The sequence below is a fragment of the Psychrobacter sp. Sarcosine-02u-2 genome, assembly GCF_002836335.1.
In the GTDB taxonomy this organism is placed as follows: Bacteria; Pseudomonadota; Gammaproteobacteria; order Pseudomonadales; family Moraxellaceae; genus Psychrobacter; species Psychrobacter faecalis.
On sequence record NZ_PJBX01000125.1, the window covers coordinates 1 to 22,134 of the forward strand.

Below are 22,134 nucleotides of genomic sequence, written 5' to 3' on the forward strand. Positions count from 1 at the left end.
AAAAACGACTAAAAATAAAAGGTTATGACTTAAATAATTATTGATAACTTGTTATTTGTTCAATATACTGAACATGTATTCTATATATGAGACATCATTATAAGAATGATAATCCCCTATTTGCAACCCCTATTATCAATTTTGTGCTGATTTATCATTTTATTTTGCTACTTCCTTAATTTTATCGTCTTTTATAGGTTTCTTATGAGCACCACTGCCGTTCCTGCTTTGGACAAAACTTTTCAGATTTTAGATTTGATAACTGACAGCGCCCAACCTTTAACGGCGGCGCATATTGCCAAAGCGCTTAACCTGCCGCGTAGCTCAACCCACAATATTTTGCAAAGTTTATTAGCCAAACATGTCATCTATAAAGACAGCGACAGCCGCTTTCATTTGGGCTCGTATTTGATGTATTGGGCGGGCAAATATGAGCAGCAGCAAGGCGTCATCCAGTTATTCAAAGACCTTATTGTCCAGTATCCAATCCTTCTTCAGCATACGGTGACATTGTCCAAGCTCGATTTTGGTGAAGTGGTGTTTTTGGCTTGCCATGAAGCGCCGGCGCCGCTTGGCTTTACTTTCCGCGCTGGTGTACGCGTACCGGCAGTATTCTCTGCCACTGGTAAAGCCATGCTTTCCACTATGTCTATGGACAGCATAAAATCCATCTATGCCAGCGGTTTCCCTACGCCTATTACCCAATATGGCGTCGATAATTTTGTAGATTTATCCACCGAGCTGACGGCTATTAAAAACAGTCGTATCTCCCTTGACGATGGGCAATTGCGCGAAGGTATGTATTGCTTAGGTACTTATATTCGTAACGCTTCTGGCAATGCTATTGCAGGTATGGCGGTCAGCTTTTTACAAGCAGAGTATGAGTCCAAGCGAGCTGAGGTCAGTGCGGTACTGATTGAATTGGCAGAGCAAATTGAGCAGCGTTTGGGTTTTAAGGACGAGCATTAAACAATCCCATCGGCTTTAAGCTTGGCGATCATCTCGCTGTCATAGCCCAAATCAGCAAGCGTACTATCGGTATGTTCGCTCAATTGCGGTGGCGGCGACCGATAAGTAATCGGTGAGGTGGACAATTTAATCGGATTCCCAAGTGCGCGAACAGGGCTGCCTTGCGCAGCAAAATCAACCACCATCTCACGTGCCAGCGCTTGCGGCATTGCCAAGGCTTCAGCGACATTATGAATCGCTCCGCATGGGATACCTGCTTGATCTAACACCTCCAACCAATAAGTACGTGGTTGCTCGGCCAATTTTTTGCTCAGCTCATCACACAGCAGCTCGCGGTTGGCAACGCGTTGAGGATTGGTCGTAAAGTGCTCATCCATATGCCAATTAACTGCAAGCACATCGCACAGTTTGGCAAACTGACTGTCGTTACCGCAAGCTAAGATAAAGTGCGCGTCACCCTGCCCTGCAAAAACTTGATAAGGCACGATATTGGGATGCTGGTTACCGAGTCTCGGCGGGACTCTATCTGATGCCAAATAATTCATACCAACGTTGGCGAGCATTGCAAGCGCACTGTCAAGCAATGCTACATCGACATGTTGCCCAAGCCCAGTATGTTGGCGCGCTAATAGAGCAGCTTGGATACCAATGGTCAGCTGCAATCCGGCGAATAAATCGACGACTGCCACGCCAACCTTATGCGGTTCGCCGTCGCTTGGACCGGTGATGCTCATCAGCCCTGATAGACCCTGAATGATATAGTCATAACCGGGACGCTTGGCATCAGGCCCTGTCTGACCAAATCCCGTCAATGAGGCGTAAATAAGGCGCGGATTGTCTTGTTTTAGACTGTCATAATCTAAGCCGTATTTTTTCAAACCACCCACTTTAAAGTTTTCAACGACGATATCGCTATCGGCGACAAGCTGTTTGATAATGGTTTGTCCGGCAGGTGTGGTGATATCGACAGTGAGGGATTTTTTATTGCGGTTAATGGTGGCGTAATAAGCAGAAGTGTCATCGCTGAATTTTGGCGGCGCCCAGTGCCGCGTTTCATCACCGATATGTGGACGCTCAACCTTGATGACTTCAGCGCCCAAATCTGCGAGCACTTGGGTACAAGAAGGACCGGCCAATACTCTCGATAAGTCGAGCACCTTGATACCGTGTAATGCACCTTTCGCCATATCCGTCATAATAATCCCTTATTGTGTCGCGTATTTTTTGATTTTTTGATGATAAAATTGTTCTTCATGATTTAATGGCTAAGCAATTAAATGATGAAGAACAACTGAAAAACGTACGCTACTGTTTAAAATCTGCTTATAGGAAGCCAAACAGTAGCGCACGTAATTAGCCAATAACGCTTAATAAAATGCTTGAATACCAGTCTGCGCACGACCTAGGATAAGCGCATGAATATCGTGGGTACCTTCGTAGGTGTTGACCGCTTCTAAGTTCATGACGTGGCGGATAATATGGAACTCATCAGAGATACCGTTACCGCCATGCATATCACGCGCAATACGGGCGATATCGAGCGCCTTACCGCAGTTATTACGTTTAATGAGTGAAATCATCTCAGGCGCGGCATTGTCTTCATCCATCAGACGACCGACACGTAACGCCGCTTGTAAACCTAAAGCGATTTCCGTCTGCATATTGGCAAGCTTCAATTGCACAAGCTGGGTTGCAGCCAATGGACGACCAAATTGCTTACGGTCTAGCGTGTATTGACGCGCCGCTTTCCAGCAAAACTCAGCCGCGCCCATTGCGCCCCATGCAATACCATAACGGGCTTTATTTAAGCAACCAAATGGCCCTTTTAGACCATGAATATCTGGAAAAGCATTGGCTTCAGGGACAAACACCTTGTCCATGACAATCTCACCGGTAACTGAAGCACGTAATGAAAACTTACCTTCAATCTTCGGCGCTGATAAGCCTTTCATGCCTTTATCTAAAATAAAGCCGCGAATCTCATCGGCGTCATCTTTTGCCCAAACGACAAACACATCAGCGATAGGACTGTTGGTAATCCACATCTTATTGCCCGTCAGCTCGTAACCGCCATCAACTGCGCGCGCACGGGTCGACATCGAGGCAGGATCTGAGCCTGAATCTGGTTCCGTCAGGCCAAAACAGCCGACATACTCGCCAGTGGCAAGCTTCGGTAGATATTTTTCTCTTTGCTCTTCGGTGCCATACGCCCAAATAGGATGCATGACTAAGCTCGACTGCACGCTCATCGCCGAACGATAACCTGAATCCACCGCTTCGACCTCTTTGGCAATCAGACCGTAGGCAACACTTGATAAACCGGCACAGCCATAACCTTCAATCGTCACACCAAGCAAGCCCATCTCACCCATTTGACGCATGATATTACGATCAAAGTTCTCGTTACGATTGGCCTCTAAAATGCCAGGCATCAGCTCTTTTTGAAAAAACTGACGGGCGCTGTCTGTGACCATACGCTCTTCATCAGTCAGTTGGTTGCGTAATAAAAACGGATCTTCCCAATCGAAACTTGGACGCTTAGATGTTGCCATGTAGAACTCCTTGTTATCAGTCTTCCTGACCGACGAGTAGTGATTAATGAGTAAATCGTTTGTATAAATGATTGACTTGTTAATTCCGCTGTGCGAAACTTAGTTTCATAATTTAAATCTATTTAAGCAAACTTTTACCGCGCTGTAAACCTTTATCAAAAAAATGAGCATAAAATGACAAAAAATGTATCTACAGCTCTGCCACTACTCGATCGAATGACCACTATTCTTGAGCAAAGTAAGGACGATAATGACCGGCAGTTTGTCACCGCACTGGGGCGCGGACTGACTTTACTGGCAGCCTTTGAGCAGCATGAGCAGCTCAGTCATCAGCAGTTATGTCAGATGACCGCCTTGCCAAAAGCCACCATCACTCGGCTTATTCATACCTTGATGACGCTTGGATTTTTACGTATGACCGAGCACGGACAATATCAGCTGGGCAGTAGCGCGGTGCGATTAAGTGCCACCGCGTGGAGTCGTCATGACATGGTGGCAACTGCTGAACCATTGCTGCGGCAATTTGCCAGTGACAATGAAGTATCGGTGAATTTGGCAACCGAAGTCGAAGGAGAAATGCGCTATCACGCTTGTTGTCGTAGCCCTGCTCGCCTATCGGTTAATTTACAAGTTGGCTCGGCAGTGCCCGTCGCCCGCACTGCCATTGGTCGCGCTTTTTATGCAGCGAGCTCGCCAGCGAGACAGTCGGTGATTCGTAATAATCTACAAGAGCATTTATCCAAAGAAGAGTATGACCGCGCGCAATCTGCGTTAAGCGAGGCGACAGAGCACTATGTAAAGTATGGCTATACGGTATCAGATGGGGAGTTTTCTACCGATATATTGGCAGTTGCCGTTGGCGTCTTTGATATCGCAACTGGGCAGTATGCATATTCGCTCAATGCCAGTGTGCCGAGTGCCAATTGGCAAGCGGAAGAATATGCAGCGATGATTGTGCCGAAATTGCAAGCGTTGGCTGAAAGGGTTGGCAGTGGGGTTTAGAAAAGTTGAGTGGATTTATTTATTTTTTAGCGCTGTATAAAGGTATTGGTAATGCGATGAGAGCACAAAATGATTTGGTGGAAGTGCTATATAGTTTTCGGCAAGTGGTTTGTGTTAAAGAATGAGAAGCGCTAAACTTTAAAGCAAATATCAATAATAATAAAAGTATTGGAGTCAACCATGAAACTCGCCGAAGCCCTCCTCATCCGTAGCGATATGCAAAAAAAGCTCGCCCAAATTAAAGGGCGTATTCGTAGCAATGTCAAAGTCCAAGAAGGCGACGCGCCAAACGAAGACCCAAACGCGCTGATGATTGAAGCCAGTCAAGTCATTACTGAATTATCGGCTTTGATTGAACGTATTCACCGAACTAACGCTGTCGCTCAGACCAATGAAGGTCAATCGATGCTGACACTATTGATCGAACGTGATACCTTAGAGATGCGCCATAAGTTATTGATTGAGGCCATTGAAGCCACTGATACCGAGGTTGACCGTTATAGCCCTCGCGAGATTAAATGGCATATCATGGTTTCGGTTGCCGGTTTACAAAAGCAAGCCGACGACATCGCGATGAAACTACGTAAGATTAATATTGTCATTCAAGCCAATAACTGGCAAATTGACCTTGTAGAATAAGTATTTTTAAACCATTGATATGAGAATTTTCTGTCCGTTTTATTTATTTAACAATAATATTGGATAATAAACGGATAGACTGCCCCTTTGGAACCGACTGGGCGAGTGTCAGACCCCAAACCGCCACAGCAGGGGGTTGAAAACATACTGTAGTGGCTGCTACGCGTTGCGGGCAGACGCTTTTTTTACCATTCATGCCCTGCACCCGTCACAACTCACAAGGCACTATTTAGACCTTACTACCAGACACTGACAGTCGGTTTCAATCTTATTTTTAATGCTTTTCGTTATTGCCATTGAGTGCCTTTTCCTTATCTTCGACGCCAAATCATCAGCAGAAAATCATTTGAAATAATCAATCCGAGCCGATTACGTCTAAAAACTGTTATTTTGAGCGCAAAATTGGCACTCTGTTACCCAATTAAACCGTCGCAGTGATATCATATGTGTATGATGTACGCGATAAATTTAAGCATTTAATCTATTCTTAATAACCATGTTTATGACATGGTTATTTTGTTATGGATACTTTGTTTTTTATCATCGCGTTTTTATTATTTACGTAACACTGTTGAGTATCGTTATGCCCCAATCTCGTACCAATCTAAACCCAAAACCCAAACAGGATTCTCCTTATTTAGTTGGCGTCATGTTGCGCTATAGTACTTTTGCCGCCGCGACCCTGCTGTTTATAGCAGGGCTGTTATTGATGAATTGGTGGCTGATTATTCTTGGCGGATTGGGTGTGGGTTTGGGGATTTATGATGTCATACAGGCAAAGCATGCCATCTTAAGAAACTATCCAGTCGCTGGGCATATTCGCTATGTACTTGAGGATTTTCGCCCTGAGATTCGTCAGTATTTATTAGAAAATGATAAAGAACAAGTGCCGTTTTCACGCCAGCAGCGCGCACTGGTGTATCAACGAGCAAAAAACGTCAGTGATACCAATGCTTTTGGTACGCTTGATAATTTATACGCACACGGTAAAGAATGGTTTTTGCAATCAGCGGTCAGCCAACCGTTAGAAAATAAAGACTTTCGTATTATCGTGGGCGGTGAGCGCTGCCAGCAGCCGTATGATATGTCGGTATTTAATATCTCAGCGATGAGCTTTGGGAGTTTATCAGCCAATGCCATTATGGCGCTTAATCAAGGCGCTAAATTGGGCGGCTTTACCCATGATACCGGCGAAGGCGCCATCAGCCCTTATCATCGTAAGTTTGGTGGCGATTTAATCTGGGAGCTGGGTACCGGTTATTTTGGTTGCCGTGATGAGCTTGGCAATTTTGACCCACAGTCCTTTGCCGAACAGGCAACCGATCCGCAAGTAAAAATGATTGAGATTAAACTCTCGCAAGGTGCAAAACCAGGTCAAGGCGGCGTACTGCCAGCAGAAAAAATCACGCAAGAGATTGCGGATACGCGCCACGTGCCGATGGGCAAAGACTGCGTGTCGCCCTCGTCACACAGTGCTTTTAGCACACCGCGCGAGTTGGTGACTTTTTGGCAGCAGCTGCGTGATTTATCAGGCGGTAAACCGGTCGGCTTTAAGCTATGTGTCGGTCAGCCGTGGCAGTTTATGGCGATTGTAAAAGCTATGATAGAGATGGACAATTACCCTGACTTTATCATCATTGACGGCGCTGAAGGCGGTACAGGTGCAGCGCCCGTTGAATTTATGGACAACGTCGGTATGCCAATGGTTGAAGGCTTTATGCTCGTGCATAATACTTTGGTTGGTGCGGGTATTCGGGATAAGATTAAGCTTGGCGTTAGTGGTAAAATCGTCTCAGGCTTTGATATTGCGCGTATGATTGCGCTAGGCGCTGACTGGTGTAACTCGGCGCGCGGCTTTATGTTTGCCGTTGGTTGTATCCAATCGCGCTCATGTCATACCAATACTTGCCCGACTGGCGTTGCTACCCAAGACCCCTATCGCCAAAAAGCGCTTGATGTACCAAGTAAAGCTGAACGCGTGGCAAGTTTTCATAAAAATACGCTAAAATCACTTGCCAGTATCGTTGGTGCGGTTGGTCTTCAGCATCCAAGCCAATTACAGCCGTATCATATCGCCCGCCGTTTAGACGATGGCCAGATTAAGCTGTTATCGAAGTTCTTTTACTTTGCCGACCAAGGCGCCCTGCTTGAGGAAAATGCTCGCGCCGACGTCTTTAACCAAATGTGGGTGATGGCAAATCCTGATAGCTTCCTTGCCAATAACGATGCGCTGATTGCTTATAACAAAGACTCGCGTGATAAAGGTAAAGAAACCAATGCCCCAACCACCCAGCACCCCGATGATTCGGTAGATCTCATCGACGGTGGTTTATTAATTGGCAACGTCAATAATACTTTCCGCGAAATTCCGCCATTAGACGATTAAGGATTATGGCGTTTTTTAGACCATCTAACGTTATCCTATAAAAAGATAAGTCATCGATGCCAAGTTCTATATTTAGGTTCCCTTACTCATTGTTGGCAGCAGCGCTGGTTGCATTAAGCATCAGCGCTTGCCAGCCAGCAGAAGATAATAACCATGACGCGATAAGTAGTGATGGCAAAAATTGGTCATGTCAGGCGCAAAACACGCCCTTTGCCTATAGCGTTTGCCGTGTTGATGCAAAGGCACTGACCGACACGCGTTATTCATTACAGCTATTTTGGCAACAGAGCGATAGCAATGCTGATAACAACCAGCCGCTACTGACTTTTGATGCTTTACTAGCGGCGCTGCCCTCTAACCAAACCCTCAACTTTGCCATGAATGCTGGCATGTATAATGAAAATTATGCGCCGATTGGCTATACGGTTATCAAAGGTAAAGAGCTGCGCGCATTAAATATCAAAGAAGGCGGCGGCAACTTTCATCTGTTGCCCAACGGCGTCATGTGGTGGGATAAATCTGGCAAAGTACAGATTACCGAAAGTAAAACGCTAGATGAACAGCTCAAAAGTGGTAAAGCACAACCTTGGTATGCGACTCAATCAGGACCTATGCTGGTTATTAATAACGAGATTCATCCGCAGTTTAACCGTGATAGCACCTCTATTAAACCGCGCAATGGTGCCGGTGTTTGTAGTGATGGCAGCGTGCAGTTTGTCAATAGTGAAGAGCCTGTGACCTTTTATCAGTTTGCCGAGCTTTTTAAGGATGACTTAAACTGTCCAAATGCTTTGTTTTTAGATGGCGGGATTGCTTCAGCATTATATGCGCCTAGTATTGATAAACATGATAAAAAAGAGATGGGCGTGATGATTGGGCTGGTTGATTTAAATCAATAGTATAATTCTCAACCTATCTTAATATTACCCTAAACCCTTTACCCACATCCCTTTTACCAGTTCGTGCTGTAACTCGTAAATCTTATAGCAGCTTATTACAATCTTTTGGTTACTGCACTTAGCGCCGATACTATTGGATCAAGATATTTATAACGTGCTTGGTGCATGAGTGTTGATGTTTCTATGCTCACAGTTTGTTCTCGCTCCATAACTGTGAATAATGCTTGCGCTGCTTGCTTACCAGACGTTGCTGCCTGCTCCATGGTGGGGATTTTCCAGCGTCCAGTAACCGAAACAATCTCGCCTGCCACCACGACATTATCCCACTGCGTAGTGGTTTCAATCAGCTCATCATCAGCATTGCGCACATAGATTTGCGCCAAATCCACCCAGCGCTTTCCGTTATCCTGCACGATACCCATCTCAGCGGTCTCAATATCAGTATACGGCTGCCAATTATCGGTATACAGCAAATTAACTGGATCAATCACGCCGCCTTGCGCGATAGCTTGACGCTGCTCTGCATCGGTAATACCCAGCTGGTATAGAATCTCTTCTTTGGCCTCTGCAGGTGTACATTCCATAAAACGCTTGCCAAATAGTGAGCCTTTATTAAACGGTGAGCTACAAGTTGCCGATAGATTATAATCAAAGCTATCAGGGAATTCGACGTCTTGCCAAAAGCCGCCACGATGCTGAATTTGAAAGACAATATTCCACGGCGCATCAAAGCATAAGTTATAAGACTTACCCAAGAACGGCTCAAAAACAGCGGGTATTTCGGCTAAAGGAAACTGGCTGCCAAAGGACCATTCATCGTTAAAAGGCTTCTTAACCTGTGGTAACAGTCCCATTTTCCATAATACTTCGTGCGGCAGCGCCATCACGGCAGCATCATAGTGCTCTTGCTGTAAACCGTCTGTGGTGCCATTATCACCGCTAATATCAACACTAATCTGTCCATCATCATGATGATGCATATTGAGTATACGCGCTTGAGTGACGATGGTTACCCCGCGCGCTTTTAGCTTCTCTACTAGCGCCTCGATTACCTCAGAAGTCGGACGATTAAAGCAATACGATTTAGACGTCTCACCTTCTGGCAACACGGGTGCTTCGGTCATCGGTAAAAACATCAGTACAAAACTGTCCATAATATCGACGGCTTTACTGTGCATTCTGGCACCAGTCAAGATGCCAAACCAATTGGTAATAAATTGCTTAGTATGGGCATCAAAATCATCAATACCGATGACCTCACCTGCTGTTTTAAATGCCATCGCGGCGCGCTCTTTGTCACTGGCATTGACATGATGAACAATGCGTTGTACCAGTTGCAGCATGTTCTTTTTATTTAAATCAAAGGTATCAACCATCGCCTCAATCGTCTGCAAATCTATCGCCGCACGTCTATCGATTGCGACGCGTTTACCTTTTTGTTCATCTTTTTGCTCACTATTATTAGTGTGATTATCGCTGTCTTCAGTGTTACCGTGACCACTTTGATAAAACTGATAGTCTTCAACCGCTGTCAACATATGCAATAAACCAGCACGATCAAAAATATTAAACAAAGAAAAATAGGTAGAGCTTAGCGCGCGAATGGAGTGCTCTTCAAAGCGTTGCTCATCAGCATTAAAGTAGCCAATCATTTTGCCACCACATGTGGCGCTTGATTCTACAATGGTAATATCAATGTTTGGGTCTTCGGACAACTCAAACGCCGCACTTAACCCTGAGATACCACCACCAGCGACGAGTACTTTTTTCTTAGCATGCCTATTTTCAGCGAGCGTTTTAACGGGCGGATTATTATTGTTAGAGGTCATTATTTGAGGATTTGAGTCAGCCATGGTGTTTCCTTGTTATTATGCGAATTTTTATAATGATTTTTTATTATTAATTTAGAGTCTATTAAATATTCCAGTTTCAAACCTGTTTAATCTCAAGTGCACTATAAAAGAATAAGGCAAAGTTATTTCATAACTTTGCCTTATGTGTTCATCTATTGTTGTATATCGTTTTAACTTTATTAGCCAGCTTTCAGCTCTAGACTCATTTTAGGACCAAACGGCTCATAATGCACATTATCAACGCCATGATCTAATGCGACTAACCCATCAATCATACTGTCCATAAACATCATCGAGCCACAAACATAGATATCAGCAGGCTTAGGCAGATTAGCTAACCATGCTTCATCAAGAATTTGCCCTTCGTCAAAATAGAAAATATGTTTTTCTACGTTTTCTGCTTTTTCTAACAGCTTATCAACTTGCTCATTAAAGGCATGATGCTGCTCATTTTGACAGGCATAAACCCAAGTGATAGGGCGCTTTGGATTGGCAGTCACTTGCGCCTCTAGCATGGCTAGGATAGGTGTCACCCCTACACCCGCACTCATCAATACCAGTGGAATGTCATTTTGTTGTACCAAATCCTGATTTAACAAAAAGTCACCAGCAGGCGCAGATAGTGAAATAGTATCACCAACTGTGAGGTTGTCATGTAAATGGTTAGATACTAAACCATTGTGTTCATTACGATTGTCGCGTCTTACCGCGAACTGAATACCTTTTTCGGTACTGGCTGAGTATAATGAATAATGACGCAGTGCAGTATGGCTACTATCTTTTGGATCTGTTTTTACGGTGATATATTGACCAGCGGTTAAATTCAATTTGCTTAGATCAACTGTACTACCCTCTGCTGGAACGACGGTAAAAGCAGCAATATCAGTAGCGGCTTCGTATTTTTCGGTAATAGTAAATGGCGCAAAACCTTGCCACATTTCTGCTTCATACATGCCATGTTCTATTTGGATAAATACCGAGGCAATTTCATCATATGCTTCAGTCCAAGCACCGATGATATCATCGTTAGCAGCTTCGCCTAGCACTTCTTTTATCGCACCAATTAGATGGTGACCAACGATGGGATAATGCTCAGGTAGGATTTGTAACGCTCTATGCTTGTGGCTAATCTGCGTGACTTGTGGCAATAAAGTCGCCAATTTATCCAAATGCTTAGCGGCTGCTAGTACCGTCGTCGCTAATGCGGTTTGTTGACGGCCCAATTTTTGATTGGTTTCGTTAAATATGTCCAGTAGCTCAGGATGCTCATTAAACATGTTTTTATAAAATACGGTGGTAATTGCCGTTCCATGCTCCTCGAGTACGGGAACGGTTGATTTTACGATTTCTAATGTTTTAGGTGAGGCCATGTTGTCTCTCTCAGTGGATTACTATAAGGATTAATTAAAAGGATTAAAAATGAAAGGTTTACACTAGCAACAATGACTGGGTTTAAACAGCTGTCGAACTCTCGTGGTCAAACACTGTAATCAAACTTTTTTAGCCCATCCAATCGGAATATTACTATAAGATTCATTTAGGATGAATGTTATCATATTTAACGGGGCATACCAATGCCCTATCGTTATAAATTTGATTTATTTAGACCAAAAAAGGCAGCGGCCATGAAAACATCGCCGCTGCCTTAACAGAACATTCAATCAGCTTGACTGATAAATTAGTTTGAATATAAACGCGTCATTATAAAATTACCGCGCCATATAATTGGTCATCTCTTCCACACCGTGCAGCGTCATGGGATACATTTTATTATCGAACAACTTTTTAATCTCAACGATGGTCTGAGTATATTGCCAATAGGCATGATTTTCAGGATTGAGCCAAGCAACTTTATCAAAATGTGCTAATACCCTTTTTAACCAGACAATACCTGCTTCGTTATTCATATACTCCACACTGCCGCCGACCGTCATCAGCTCATAAGGCGACATCGATGCATCGCCGACAAATATCACCCGATACTCGCGACCATACGTATTAAGCAGCTCATAAGTCGGCATCGGCGCACTGTGGCGACGATTGTTGTCTTTCCAAACATAATCATATAAGCAGTTATGAAAGTAAAAAAACTCTAAGGTTTTAAATTCGTTTTTAGCCGCAGAAAACAACTTTTCCAATGCTTCGACGTGAACATCCATACTGCCACCAACATCAAATAGCATCAGCACTTTGACACGGTTGCGGCGCTCAGCTTGCATATGAATATCGAGCACACCTTTTTTAGCGGTGCGCTTAATGGTTTCGTGAATATCTAGCTCATCGGCGCTGCCGGTACGTGCAAATTGGCGCAAGTTGCGCAGTGCCATTTGGATTTGGCGCGTGCCAAGCTGATTGTCATCATCAAGATTGCGATATTTGCGCTGCTCCCACACTTTAGCCGCGCTGCGTTTACGTGACTCGCCGCCGACGCGCACGCCTTCTGGATGGTCGCCATAGGCACCAAATGGTGACGTGCCGCCAGTGCCGACCCATTTACTGCCACCTTGATGACGCTCTTTTTGCTCTTTAAGACGCTCTTCAAGCGCTTTCATCAACTCCTCTAATGAGCCGTATTTTTTCAGCAAGCGCCGCTGCTCTTCGGTCAGATTTTTTGGATCAAGCTTTAAATCTAGCCACTCTTTTGGAATATCCGTCAACTTTGCGAGCAGCTCATCCATATCAAGACTATCGACGCCCTCAAAATAATCTGCCATAGCACGGTCAAATTTATCAAAGTGACGCTCGTCTTTGACCATACAAAGCCGAATCAGTCGATACATATCCTCGCGACTGGCAAAAGTAGATAGCTCTGGGTTTTCAGGATGCGGCTGCATCATCAGCCCTTGATCTAAGGCCGCGTTTAGGTCAAGCAGCTCACGCGTACTGACCGGCACGCCGTAGGTACGCAGGGTATAGAACAATTTGATAAACATAAAAGTCGCATCACTTATTGGCTGATAGAGTTACGAGTTGGATTGCTTCATTAGCGTCAATTATGACAAACGAGCTATCGCTTAACGACGCATCATATTGGCAAAACGCTGCAATAAACTCACATCGGCTTCGTTTTTCAGCAGCGCGCCATATAGTGGCGGAATAGACTTTTCCCCGCGTAAGTTTTCTTCCAGCTCGTTTTGTGCCATATCGTCAGCCAATAATAGCGTCAGCCAATCGACCAATTCCGACGTTGATGGTGGCTTTTTAAGCCCTTGAATATTACGCAGCTTATAAAAAATATCGAGCGCATCATTGACGAGTTTTTCTTGGATATTTGGGAAATGCACCTCAATGATTTGGCGCATGGTATCTTCCTCTGGGAAGTCGATATAATGGAAGAAACAGCGGCGTAAAAACGCATCCGGCAGCTCTTTTTCATTATTTGAGGTGATGATAACCACCGGACGCTGCTCGGCAGTGATGGTCTCGCCCGTTTCATAAACGTAGAAAGACATTTTATCGAGCTCATGCAGTAAGTCGTTTGGAAACTCGATATCGGCTTTATCAATCTCATCAATCAATAACACACTGCGCTCATTACTGGTAAAGGCCTCCCACAGTTTACCGGGCTTGATATAGTTGCCAATCTCATACACCTTGTCGTCGCCCAACTGCGAATCACGTAAGCGCGATACGGCATCGTACTCATATAGCCCCTGCTCAGCTTTGGTGGTTGATTTAATGTGCCACGTAATCAGCGGCATCCCTAAACTCTCAGCTACTTCTTCAGCCAGTAAAGTTTTACCAGTGCCCGGCTCGCCTTTAATCAGTAACGGCTTTTGTAGCGTCATCGCCGCATTAACGGCCAGCTGCAAATCATCAGTGGCAATATAGCTTTGCGTACCGGTAAAGCTTTTCTTCGTTTTATCAGTCGTGCTCATAATACATTCTCAGTTATTAGAAAAAGTTATTAAAATCAGTTATTGTTATCCGTTAAACATGATAAAAGGTTTAGGAAAAATCGTTAGCAGATACCTAATTATTTAGATTAGCACAGTGCCATTAATTGCCAAAATACTTATGCGTTCGTAGTTATTATTGATTCACTGTAAAGCTTATAAATGAGTATAAAAAAAGACACGCAGGGTGTCTTTTAGTGTAAAAATCTCTAGCAAAAAGCTTTATTACTCATATCTATTATTTGCGGTCTTTTTTTAAGCTAACCTCAGCTTTAGGCTTACTTAATTCAGTCTTAGCCAATTCAGGTTTAGACGACAATGCTGAATGATCAAACGACTCTGATAAACGAGCATCGTCTGCCAAATAATTACCAGTGGTCAATTGAGCGGTCGCTTGCGCATCGTCTGCCGTACGGCTACGGGCTTTATCCAAGCTCGACTCAAACGCGCCGCGAATCAGTTGCCAAACAAAACCAACAAACAAGCCTACTACCAGTACGACCAAAATCGGTAGCATATTGGTAATCGCGCCAGCCGTATCTTTCATCATAATCGCATAAACGACGCTGATACTCGCCGGCGCAATCACGCTAGGGTCACCAAGCGCCGTACCAGGCGCGAGCAAGACGGCAAACAATATCATCCAACTCATACCACCAAGCGGGCGCGGCAAAATACGAGCAACCAACAACCAAAGTATCAAAACGATAATTACGCCGCCAAGATACGCATACATAGGTAAGTCTGCGGGCGGCACATCTTTTACCAGTTGCCCCCACCAAATCGTAATCTCACCGAGGATATCACTGATAGCGCCTATCGGTAAGCTGTCTATAATGCCTTTTAACCAATCCATGCGTGTTTCATTACCTGCGTTTATTACCTGCGGCGCGTAAGGCGTCAAGCGGTATAGGGTAAGTTTTGTCAGACTAGCAGTGCGACAAAATACATAATCATCAACTGCACTTAATTATGCGTGTCTAATGGCGATTAGTTTATCACGACTTGCTAGCAAAATGCATAAGCGCAAATGTTTCGTCGCTTTTTTGGTGCATTTAAGCGAAGTTTCTTAATTTCAAAAAAAGTCTCTTAATTTTAAAACCTGTTAATCGTAGATATTATCCTGCGCTTCACGGGCGCGTAGCTCAGCTTGACGGCGCATCACATCTTGCGGTGGCAACTGCACAAAATACCCTTGCGACTTTAGTTTTGTCAGCACTTCTTCTTTGTCAACGCGCGCCAATTTTGGCGTGCTCGCCAAGTCTAAATGCATGACAAACTGACTACGTCCTAAACTTGCCCGAAACTCTTTTGGCAGTACACCAAGCCAGTCCTTAATCTCATCGGTATCATCAGGATAATCAGGGCGAGCAATGTAAACATACATATCGTCGTGTTTGGGAAATTTATAAATATCGCAATGCATAAAAATAACCTATCAGAAACTATCGCCATAGATTAGCATATTTGCGGCTGCAATCAGTAGTCGCTTTACGTTTTGCTATGGTAAATCACTGTAAATTCCGCTTATTTAGTGACCTTTTACACATGCTATTTATTCATAAATTTGTCAGCTCTGCTGCTAAAAAGTTGTTTTTAACAACATTATCGACTTTAATGCGGCAGATGGCTTGTAAAAACAGCCTGAACCTTTCATAATAAAAGCGTTTTTCAGGAGAGAGTCTTGGGCATGATATTAAGTGAGCTTATATTTACGAGCTGCGCTAATCACTGCTTGATGACCACCGAAGGCGCATACACCCTGCCAATCGCTCAGGTAAAAGGACTGAAAAACATATGTCACAACTGTTTTATTGCTATCGCAACTGCATAGCATTCCAAAACATAAGGCATAACAAATCTGGAGAGCGGTAAGGACGGACGACGCCTTACCCACCGAAGGGGAGAAAATGCGACATCACTTGCTTGGACTTTTTAAGGCTTTTGCTTTAAAAAATCACCATGATGGTTCGTGTTGAAAATCTCAGGTTACAGGACAGATAGGGCTTTTGCTTAAACCGACGTTTGGCGTCTGTTTGGCTAATTGTTCTATTTTTTTGTACGACCCTTGGTTGCACTGCTTGCGCCCTGCAAGATTGCTACTCACTACTATGATAATGCACATCTGCCCTGCTACTTTGATATTTTATACCTGATTATCAAGTGCTGCTGATGTTCCATAAGGATTTGTTATGACCGACACTCACAATACCAGTTCTCAAAATACCAGCACTTCCGCCCCTAAACGCACGCCCCTTTACCAGTCGCACCTTGATAGTGACGGCAAACTGGTGGATTTCTCTGGTTGGGAATTACCAATCCATTATGGTTCACAAATCGAAGAACACGAAGCCGTGCGTACCGACGCCGGGATGTTCGATGTCTCGCATATGGTCGTTGTTGATGTTAAAGGCTCGGATGCCAAAGCATGGTTGCAAAAGCTCCTTGCCAATGATGTCGATAAATTAAAAACCGTTGGTAAAGCACTTTATTCTCCGATGCTCAATGAGCAAGGCGGTATCATTGACGATTTAATCGTTTATCTGATGAATGAAGACGCCACCGAATATCGTATCGTGTCAAATGCGGCTACCCGCGATAAAGACATGGCACAGTTTAATAAAGTTGCCGAAGGTTTTGAGGTTGCTTTAACGGAACGTGATGACTTGGCTATGCTCGCTATCCAAGGACCGAATGCCGTTGCAAAGCTGGCAGAAGTCAAACCAAGTTGGGCAGATACATTGGCTGCCCTTAAGCCTTTCGTTGGTGCTGATTTAACCGATATCGAAGGCAAAGATTGGTTTGTGGCGCGTACTGGCTATACAGGCGAAGACGGCGTTGAAGTGATCATGCATGGCGATGATGCACCAGCATTTTTTGAGCAATTAAAAGCCAATGGCGTCAAACCTGCTGGTCTTGGCGCGCGTGATACCTTGCGTATGGAAGCGGGCATGAACCTTTATGGTCATGATATGGACGACAATGTTAGCCCTTACGAGTGCAACATGGGCTGGACACTGGCGCTAAAAGACGAGCGCGACTTTATCGGCCGTGAAGCCTTAGTAAATAAGCGTCAACAAGCAAAAGATGACAACAGTGCCATGAAGCAAGTCGGTTTATTATTGACGACACGCGGCGTCTTACGTGAAGGCATGACCGTGAACATCAATCAAGGCACGGATAATGAACAGACTGGCCTGATTACCAGTGGCACTTTCTCCCCTAGCCTAAAAAATTCGATTGCTATTGCCCGTGTGCCTGCCAGCTTATCAGATGACGATAGCGTGCAGGTCGATTTGCGCGGCAAGGGTAAATTCGTCGACGTCCGCGTTGTCAAGCTGCCCTTTGTGCGTAACGGCAAACAGCAATTTGACTGATATCCCTGATACCTTTTATTATGAGCGTCCCTTTTTTATTAACCATTCTCTATCATTTAGGAGAGAGACCATGAGTAACATCCCAGCAGAACTAAAATACATCGCCAGCCACGAGTGGCTGCGCCTAGAAGACGACGGTACGATTACGGTTGGTATCACTGACCATGCTCAAGACTTACTCGGTGACGTGGTGTTTGTTGAATTGCCAGACGTGGGTGACATTATCGCGGTTGATGACGAAATCTCTGTGGTTGAGTCTGTAAAAGCGGCCTCTGACGTCTACGCGCCTATCTCAGGCGAAGTGGTTGCTATCAACGAAGCATTAGAAGATGATCCAGAAATCATCAACTCTGACCCATACGGCGAAGGTTGGTTCTTTAGAATGAAGCCTGACAATATCGCTGACTACGAAGCTTTGCTAAGTGCTGATGAGTACGAAAACGAGCTGTAATAACCAGTTTATGCTCTTGCTTTGAAGCGATGTTCAATAAAGCAATCTTTGATTAAGCTATCGCTATTTTTAATATTAAAAAAATGACTTGTTATGACAGATATTGGCGTCAGCTGGTATCTGTGCGCTTTTTTCCTAACCTGCTTAGCGCTCAATTTAGCATTTGCAATCGCCCGCTCATTTATGCGTTTTATTTATTGAGCAAAAGTCTTGACCACGCACCTCAAGTATCTCGACACACAAACCTAGCCAAGCACTCAATCCCAGCATGGATTTTCATATGACCCCAGATACCGATAAGCAAACCATGATTGCTACGCCTGATCATACCCCGCAACTGCAAGCCTTTCGTGAAGTGGTTGAATCACGCCGCTCTGTGCGTCGTTTTACCGATACACCGATACCTGATGAGGTGTTGGCTGACTGTCTGCGTTTGGCCATGCTCGCGCCGAACTCGAGCAATCTACAGCCGTGGGAATTTTATGTGATTGATGATGCGGATAAGCGCAAACGCGCGATAAAAAACTGCATGAATCAAAATGCGGCAAAAACCTCAGCGCGCCTGATTGCAGTCGTTGCGCGTACCGATGTTTGGCACGATCATGCCAAGCAAATTTTACGCGAATATCCAGATACGCCAGTGCCAAAAAAGGTCAAAGATTACTACAACAAAGTTGTGACCATGGATTTCTTACGCGGACCAGTCAACGTTATATCAGCGGCTAAATGGGGTGCAACGCAAGTGGTCAGACGTATAAAAGGTCCGATTAAATCGCCTTATTATACCTTTGAAGACACCAAAAACTGGGCCACCAACAATACTGCTCTTGCAGCCGAAAACCTCATGCTTGCTTTACGCGCGCACGGTTTTGATAGCTGTCCGATGGGCGGCTTTGATGAGCCTGCGATGAAACGCTTATTAAATTTAAGCGACGATCACCATATCATTATGATGATTGGTGCTGGCGAGCGCGCTGATAATGGCATTTATAACAGCCAGTTCCGCTTTGACCAAACTCAATTTGTTCATTACGTCTAAAACCGTAAACCGTTATTAATTATTCTTTATTCGTTATTTTAGCCATCTCCTTTATCATCCCTTTTATCAAGGACCGTTATGACTATCTCTCAAAACCCAACGTTTGATACCTTTCAAGGTTTATTCAACGAAGCTGAATTTGTCTATCGTCATTTAGGCTCAAATGATGCCAAACAAGCCGACCTTTTAAATGCCGTTGGTTATCAAGACATGGCAAGCTTTATCAATGATACCGTACCTGAGCCAGTGCGCCTGCATAAAGAGCTAGATTTGCCTGTGGCGATGAGTGAGCACGCCGCACTTGCTAAATTGCGCACCATGGCAGACGATATCACGGTTAATAAGAACTATATCGGTCAAGGTTACTCGCCTGTGCGCATGCCAGCAGTTATTCAGCGCAACGTCCTTGAAAATCCCGGTTGGTACACCGCTTATACCCCTTATCAAGCTGAAATCGCCCAAGGTCGCCTAGAAGCATTGCTAAACTTCCAGCAAGTTTGTATTGATTTAACAGGTTTGGAGATGGCTGGCGCGTCATTACTTGACGAAGCAACGGCTGCGGCAGAAGCGATGGCGATGTCGAAGCGCGTGAGCAAAAGTAAATCAAACCAGTTTTTTGTGGATGAGCGTATCTATCCGCAAACCTTAGATGTCATCAATACTCGTGCCAAATATTTCGGTTGGGAGGTGGTGGTTGGTGATTTTGAACTGGCTAAATCAGGTGATTATTTTGGTGCTATTTTCCAATACGTCGGTGTTGAAGGCGATGTAAAAGACTTAACCGATGTTATCGCAGCGGTGAAGAAAAACAAAACCTACGTCAGCGTTGTCAGCGATATCATGAGCTTGGTGCTATTAAAATCACCAGCCGATATGGGCGCAGACGTAGCACTCGGTAGCACCCAGCGTTTTGGTATTCCAATGGGTTTTGGTGGTCCACACGCCGCCTACTTTGCCTTCTCTGATAAAGCCAAGCGCTCAGCACCTGGCCGTATCATTGGTGTCTCTAAAGACTCGCAGGGTAATACCGCGCTACGTATGGCACTGCAAACTCGCGAGCAGCATATCCGCCGTGAAAAAGCCAACTCAAACATCTGTACCTCACAAGTATTACTTGCCAATCTAGCTGGTATGTATGCCGTGTATCATGGTCCAAATGGCGTCAAGCGTATTGCCACTCGTATCCATGCGTTTGCAACTGCATTTGCTGATGTTATTAAAGGTGCTAACGACAGCAATCTAAACGTGGTACATGATCAATTCTTTGACAGTGTTGTCGTTGATTGTGGTTCAGAAAAAATGGCAACGCAGATTTTTGAAAACGCCGACAATACTGGCTACAACTTATGGCGTCTTGGCGACACCAAATTAAGCGTCGCCTTTAGTGAGACCAGCGACGCGCAAGATTTTAATGTCTTAACGCAACTATTCGTCAGTAAAGCCCATGACTTGCCGACAGAAGCTCGCGTGTCACTCGATAGTAAGCACTTGCGTAGCGACGATATCTTGACCCATCCAGTCTTTAACACCCATCATACCGAACATGAAATGCTGCGCTACTTAAAATCGCTTGAAGACAAAGATTTGGCGATGAACCGTAGCATGATTTCTCTTGGTAGCTGTACCATGAAATTAAACGCGACCAGTGAGATGCTACCGATTACTTGGCCTGAATTTGCCAATGTGCATCCATTTGCACCGCGCGGTCAAGTGACTGGCTACATTGCAATGATTGATAGCTTACAAGAGCAATTAAAAGCCATCACAGGTTTTGATGAAGTGTCTATGCAGCCTAACTCTGGCGCTTCAGGTGAGTACGCAGGCCTATTAGCCATCCGTCGTTACCATGAGTCATTGGGCGAAACAGACCGTGATGTTTGCTTGATTCCAATGTCAGCGCACGGCACCAACCCAGCTACCGCCATGATGATGGGTATGCAAGTCGTCGTCGTTAAAACTGACGATAACGGTAACGTAGATATTGATGATTTGACGGCTAAATGTGAAGAGCACAGCGCACGCTTAGGTGCCTTGATGATTACTTATCCATCAACGCACGGCGTGTTTGAAGAAGGCATCCGTCATATTTGTGATTTGATTCATAAGCATGGCGGTCAAGTCTATATGGATGGCGCCAACATGAATGCGCAGGTCGGCATGATGCAGCCTGCTGATGTTGGAGCAGACGTACTGCACATGAACTTGCACAAAACCTTCTGCATTCCGCATGGCGGCGGCGGTCCTGGCATGGGCCCTATCGGCATGAAAGCACATTTAGCACCATTTATGGCCAACCATACGTTGAGCCCTGTGCATAATGCGCAAAATGATTGCTCAGCCGTATCAGCAGCGCCTTATGGTTCAGCGAGTATCTTACCAATCTCATGGATGTATATTGCCATGATGGGGCGTGATGGTCTGCTAAAAGCCACTGAGCTTGCATTATTAAATGCCAACTATGTTGCGGCGCAATTAAAAGACCACTATCCTGTCCTTTATACGGGTAAAAACGGCCGTGTTGCGCACGAATGTATCATCGATATTCGTCCGTTGAAGGAAGAAACTGGCATCAGTGAAAGCGATATTGCTAAGCGCTTGATGGATTATGGTTTCCACTCACCAACGATGAGTTTCCCAGTCGCAGGCACCTTGATGATTGAGCCCACTGAATCTGAGTCGAAAGAAGAATTGGATCGCTTTATCAGCGCGCTTATATCTATCAAAGCTGAAGCGATGAAGGCCAAAGCTGGCGACGATGGTTGGACGTTAGAAGATAATCCACTGGTCAATGCACCGCACACCGCGGCGATGATTACCAGCAGCGAATGGTCGCATCCGTACAGCCGTGATACCGCCGCCTTCCCACTGCCTTACATTCGTGCCCATAAATTCTGGCCGAGCGTGGCACGTGTTGATGACGCTTATGGCGATAAGAACCTTATGTGCTCGTGCCCAAGTATCGAAAACTATATGTAGTTTTCAAACAACTATAAACAGTTCATATAAAAACAAACCTCCAAATCATCTACTGATTTGGAGGTTTTTATTTTGTCTATTCTGGGCTAATAATT

The 22,134-nt window shown here is 44.8% G+C and carries 17 protein-coding genes and 2 riboswitches; of the genes, 9 read left to right on the forward strand and 8 right to left on the reverse strand.

The window, feature by feature from the left end:
* Positions 1–204: 204 nt before the first annotated feature.
* Entirely contained in the window at positions 205–969 is a 765-nt protein-coding gene (locus tag CXF58_RS03590) for an IclR family transcriptional regulator (protein WP_102076622.1), read from the forward strand.
* Here the strand turns inward: CXF58_RS03590 and CXF58_RS03595 are convergent.
* Both CXF58_RS03595 and CXF58_RS03600 read right to left on the reverse strand, forming a co-directional pair.
* Complete coding sequence (locus tag CXF58_RS03595) at positions 966–2,165, reverse strand: CaiB/BaiF CoA transferase family protein (protein WP_219621719.1); 1,200 nt, start codon at positions 2,163–2,165, stop codon at positions 966–968. The two genes, CXF58_RS03590 and CXF58_RS03595, sit on opposite strands and share 4 nt — an antisense overlap.
* A gap of 171 nt (positions 2,166–2,336) precedes the next feature.
* Positions 2,337–3,521, reverse strand: a complete 1,185-nt coding sequence (locus CXF58_RS03600; protein WP_102076623.1) for an acyl-CoA dehydrogenase — start codon at positions 3,519–3,521, stop codon at positions 2,337–2,339.
* A gap of 174 nt (positions 3,522–3,695) precedes the next feature.
* Here CXF58_RS03600 and CXF58_RS03605 point away from each other — a divergent pair, with 174 nt between their 5' ends.
* From CXF58_RS03605 to CXF58_RS03620, 4 genes are all read left to right on the forward strand, one after another.
* Complete coding sequence (locus tag CXF58_RS03605; protein ID WP_102076624.1) at positions 3,696–4,523, forward strand: IclR family transcriptional regulator; 828 nt, start codon at positions 3,696–3,698, stop codon at positions 4,521–4,523.
* A gap of 180 nt (positions 4,524–4,703) precedes the next feature.
* Positions 4,704–5,162: a DIP1984 family protein gene (locus CXF58_RS03610; RefSeq protein ID WP_102076625.1), complete on the forward strand. Its 459-nt coding sequence runs from the start codon at positions 4,704–4,706 to the stop codon at positions 5,160–5,162.
* A gap of 583 nt (positions 5,163–5,745) precedes the next feature.
* Positions 5,746–7,548 (forward strand): FMN-binding glutamate synthase family protein, encoded by a 1,803-nt coding sequence (locus CXF58_RS03615; RefSeq protein ID WP_102076647.1) that lies wholly within the window; start codon positions 5,746–5,748, stop codon positions 7,546–7,548.
* Positions 7,549–7,604: 56 nt separating this feature from the next.
* Positions 7,605–8,447, forward strand: a complete 843-nt coding sequence (locus CXF58_RS03620; protein ID WP_102076626.1) for a phosphodiester glycosidase family protein — start codon at positions 7,605–7,607, stop codon at positions 8,445–8,447.
* A gap of 95 nt (positions 8,448–8,542) precedes the next feature.
* Here the strand turns inward: CXF58_RS03620 and CXF58_RS03625 are convergent, their stop codons facing one another.
* The 6 genes from CXF58_RS03625 to CXF58_RS03650 all read right to left on the reverse strand — a co-directional run bounded on the left by CXF58_RS03625 (position 8,543) and on the right by CXF58_RS03650 (position 15,622).
* Entirely contained in the window at positions 8,543–10,300 is a 1,758-nt protein-coding gene (locus CXF58_RS03625) for an FAD-dependent oxidoreductase (RefSeq protein WP_102076627.1), read from the reverse strand.
* A gap of 179 nt (positions 10,301–10,479) precedes the next feature.
* A complete protein-coding gene (locus tag CXF58_RS03630; RefSeq protein WP_102076628.1) occupies positions 10,480–11,670 on the reverse strand; it encodes a globin domain-containing protein in 1,191 nt (396 codons plus the stop codon).
* A 339-nt stretch (positions 11,671–12,009) separates the two neighbouring features.
* Positions 12,010–13,233, reverse strand: coding sequence for a vWA domain-containing protein (locus CXF58_RS03635; RefSeq protein ID WP_102076629.1), 1,224 nt, complete (start codon positions 13,231–13,233; stop codon positions 12,010–12,012).
* Positions 13,234–13,314: 81 nt separating this feature from the next.
* A complete protein-coding gene (locus CXF58_RS03640; RefSeq protein ID WP_068404060.1) occupies positions 13,315–14,178 on the reverse strand; it encodes an AAA family ATPase in 864 nt (287 codons plus the stop codon).
* Positions 14,179–14,434: 256 nt separating this feature from the next.
* The gene (locus tag CXF58_RS03645; RefSeq protein WP_102076630.1) at positions 14,435–15,052 is read right to left on the reverse strand and encodes a hypothetical protein; all 618 of its coding nucleotides are present in this window, start codon (positions 15,050–15,052) and stop codon (positions 14,435–14,437) included.
* A 249-nt stretch (positions 15,053–15,301) separates the two neighbouring features.
* Entirely contained in the window at positions 15,302–15,622 is a 321-nt protein-coding gene (locus CXF58_RS03650) for a YcgL domain-containing protein (RefSeq protein WP_102076631.1), read from the reverse strand.
* Positions 15,623–15,858: 236 nt separating this feature from the next.
* A riboswitch (glycine riboswitch) is annotated at positions 15,859–15,995 on the forward strand.
* Positions 15,996–16,047: 52 nt separating this feature from the next.
* A riboswitch (glycine riboswitch) is annotated at positions 16,048–16,206 on the forward strand.
* A gap of 182 nt (positions 16,207–16,388) precedes the next feature.
* Here CXF58_RS03650 and gcvT point away from each other — a divergent pair.
* From gcvT to gcvP, 4 genes are all read left to right on the forward strand, one after another.
* Positions 16,389–17,573, forward strand: coding sequence for a glycine cleavage system aminomethyltransferase GcvT (gene gcvT, locus CXF58_RS03655; protein ID WP_102076632.1), 1,185 nt, complete (start codon positions 16,389–16,391; stop codon positions 17,571–17,573).
* 70 nt (positions 17,574–17,643) lie between these two features.
* Positions 17,644–18,024 (forward strand): glycine cleavage system protein GcvH, encoded by a 381-nt coding sequence (gene gcvH, locus CXF58_RS03660; RefSeq protein WP_102076633.1) that lies wholly within the window; start codon positions 17,644–17,646, stop codon positions 18,022–18,024.
* 280 nt (positions 18,025–18,304) lie between these two features.
* Positions 18,305–19,063 carry a nitroreductase family protein gene (locus CXF58_RS03665; protein ID WP_102076648.1) on the forward strand — a complete coding sequence of 253 codons (759 nt, stop codon included), beginning with the start codon at positions 18,305–18,307 and terminating at the stop codon, positions 19,061–19,063.
* A gap of 78 nt (positions 19,064–19,141) precedes the next feature.
* Positions 19,142–22,039 carry an aminomethyl-transferring glycine dehydrogenase gene (gcvP, locus tag CXF58_RS03670; RefSeq protein ID WP_102076634.1) on the forward strand — a complete coding sequence of 966 codons (2,898 nt, stop codon included), beginning with the start codon at positions 19,142–19,144 and terminating at the stop codon, positions 22,037–22,039.
* Positions 22,040–22,134 lie beyond the last annotated feature (95 nt).

What these genes read in the sequence shown, in the direction of transcription:
- CXF58_RS03650 (WP_102076631.1), bottom strand. Translation starts at nt 15,622, where the DNA reads ATGCATTGCGATATTTATAAATTTCCCAAACACGACGATATGTATGTT.
- CXF58_RS03635 (WP_102076629.1), bottom strand. Translation starts at nt 13,233, where the DNA reads ATGTTTATCAAATTGTTCTATACCCTGCGTACCTACGGCGTGCCGGTC.
- CXF58_RS03600 (WP_102076623.1), bottom strand. Translation starts at nt 3,521, where the DNA reads ATGGCAACATCTAAGCGTCCAAGTTTCGATTGGGAAGATCCGTTTTTA.
- CXF58_RS03605 (WP_102076624.1), top strand. Translation starts at nt 3,696, where the DNA reads ATGACAAAAAATGTATCTACAGCTCTGCCACTACTCGATCGAATGACC.
- CXF58_RS03665 (WP_102076648.1), top strand. Translation starts at nt 18,305, where the DNA reads ATGACCCCAGATACCGATAAGCAAACCATGATTGCTACGCCTGATCAT.
- CXF58_RS03640 (WP_068404060.1), bottom strand. Translation starts at nt 14,178, where the DNA reads ATGAGCACGACTGATAAAACGAAGAAAAGCTTTACCGGTACGCAAAGC.
- CXF58_RS03595 (WP_219621719.1), bottom strand. Translation starts at nt 2,165, where the DNA reads ATGACGGATATGGCGAAAGGTGCATTACACGGTATCAAGGTGCTCGAC.
- CXF58_RS03630 (WP_102076628.1), bottom strand. Translation starts at nt 11,670, where the DNA reads ATGGCCTCACCTAAAACATTAGAAATCGTAAAATCAACCGTTCCCGTA.
- CXF58_RS03610 (WP_102076625.1), top strand. Translation starts at nt 4,704, where the DNA reads ATGAAACTCGCCGAAGCCCTCCTCATCCGTAGCGATATGCAAAAAAAG.
- CXF58_RS03620 (WP_102076626.1), top strand. Translation starts at nt 7,605, where the DNA reads ATGCCAAGTTCTATATTTAGGTTCCCTTACTCATTGTTGGCAGCAGCG.
- gcvH (WP_102076633.1), top strand. Translation starts at nt 17,644, where the DNA reads ATGAGTAACATCCCAGCAGAACTAAAATACATCGCCAGCCACGAGTGG.
- CXF58_RS03625 (WP_102076627.1), bottom strand. Translation starts at nt 10,300, where the DNA reads ATGGCTGACTCAAATCCTCAAATAATGACCTCTAACAATAATAATCCG.
- gcvP (WP_102076634.1), top strand. Translation starts at nt 19,142, where the DNA reads ATGACTATCTCTCAAAACCCAACGTTTGATACCTTTCAAGGTTTATTC.
- CXF58_RS03645 (WP_102076630.1), bottom strand. Translation starts at nt 15,052, where the DNA reads ATGGATTGGTTAAAAGGCATTATAGACAGCTTACCGATAGGCGCTATC.
- CXF58_RS03615 (WP_102076647.1), top strand. Translation starts at nt 5,746, where the DNA reads ATGCCCCAATCTCGTACCAATCTAAACCCAAAACCCAAACAGGATTCT.
- gcvT (WP_102076632.1), top strand. Translation starts at nt 16,389, where the DNA reads ATGACCGACACTCACAATACCAGTTCTCAAAATACCAGCACTTCCGCC.
- CXF58_RS03590 (WP_102076622.1), top strand. Translation starts at nt 205, where the DNA reads ATGAGCACCACTGCCGTTCCTGCTTTGGACAAAACTTTTCAGATTTTA.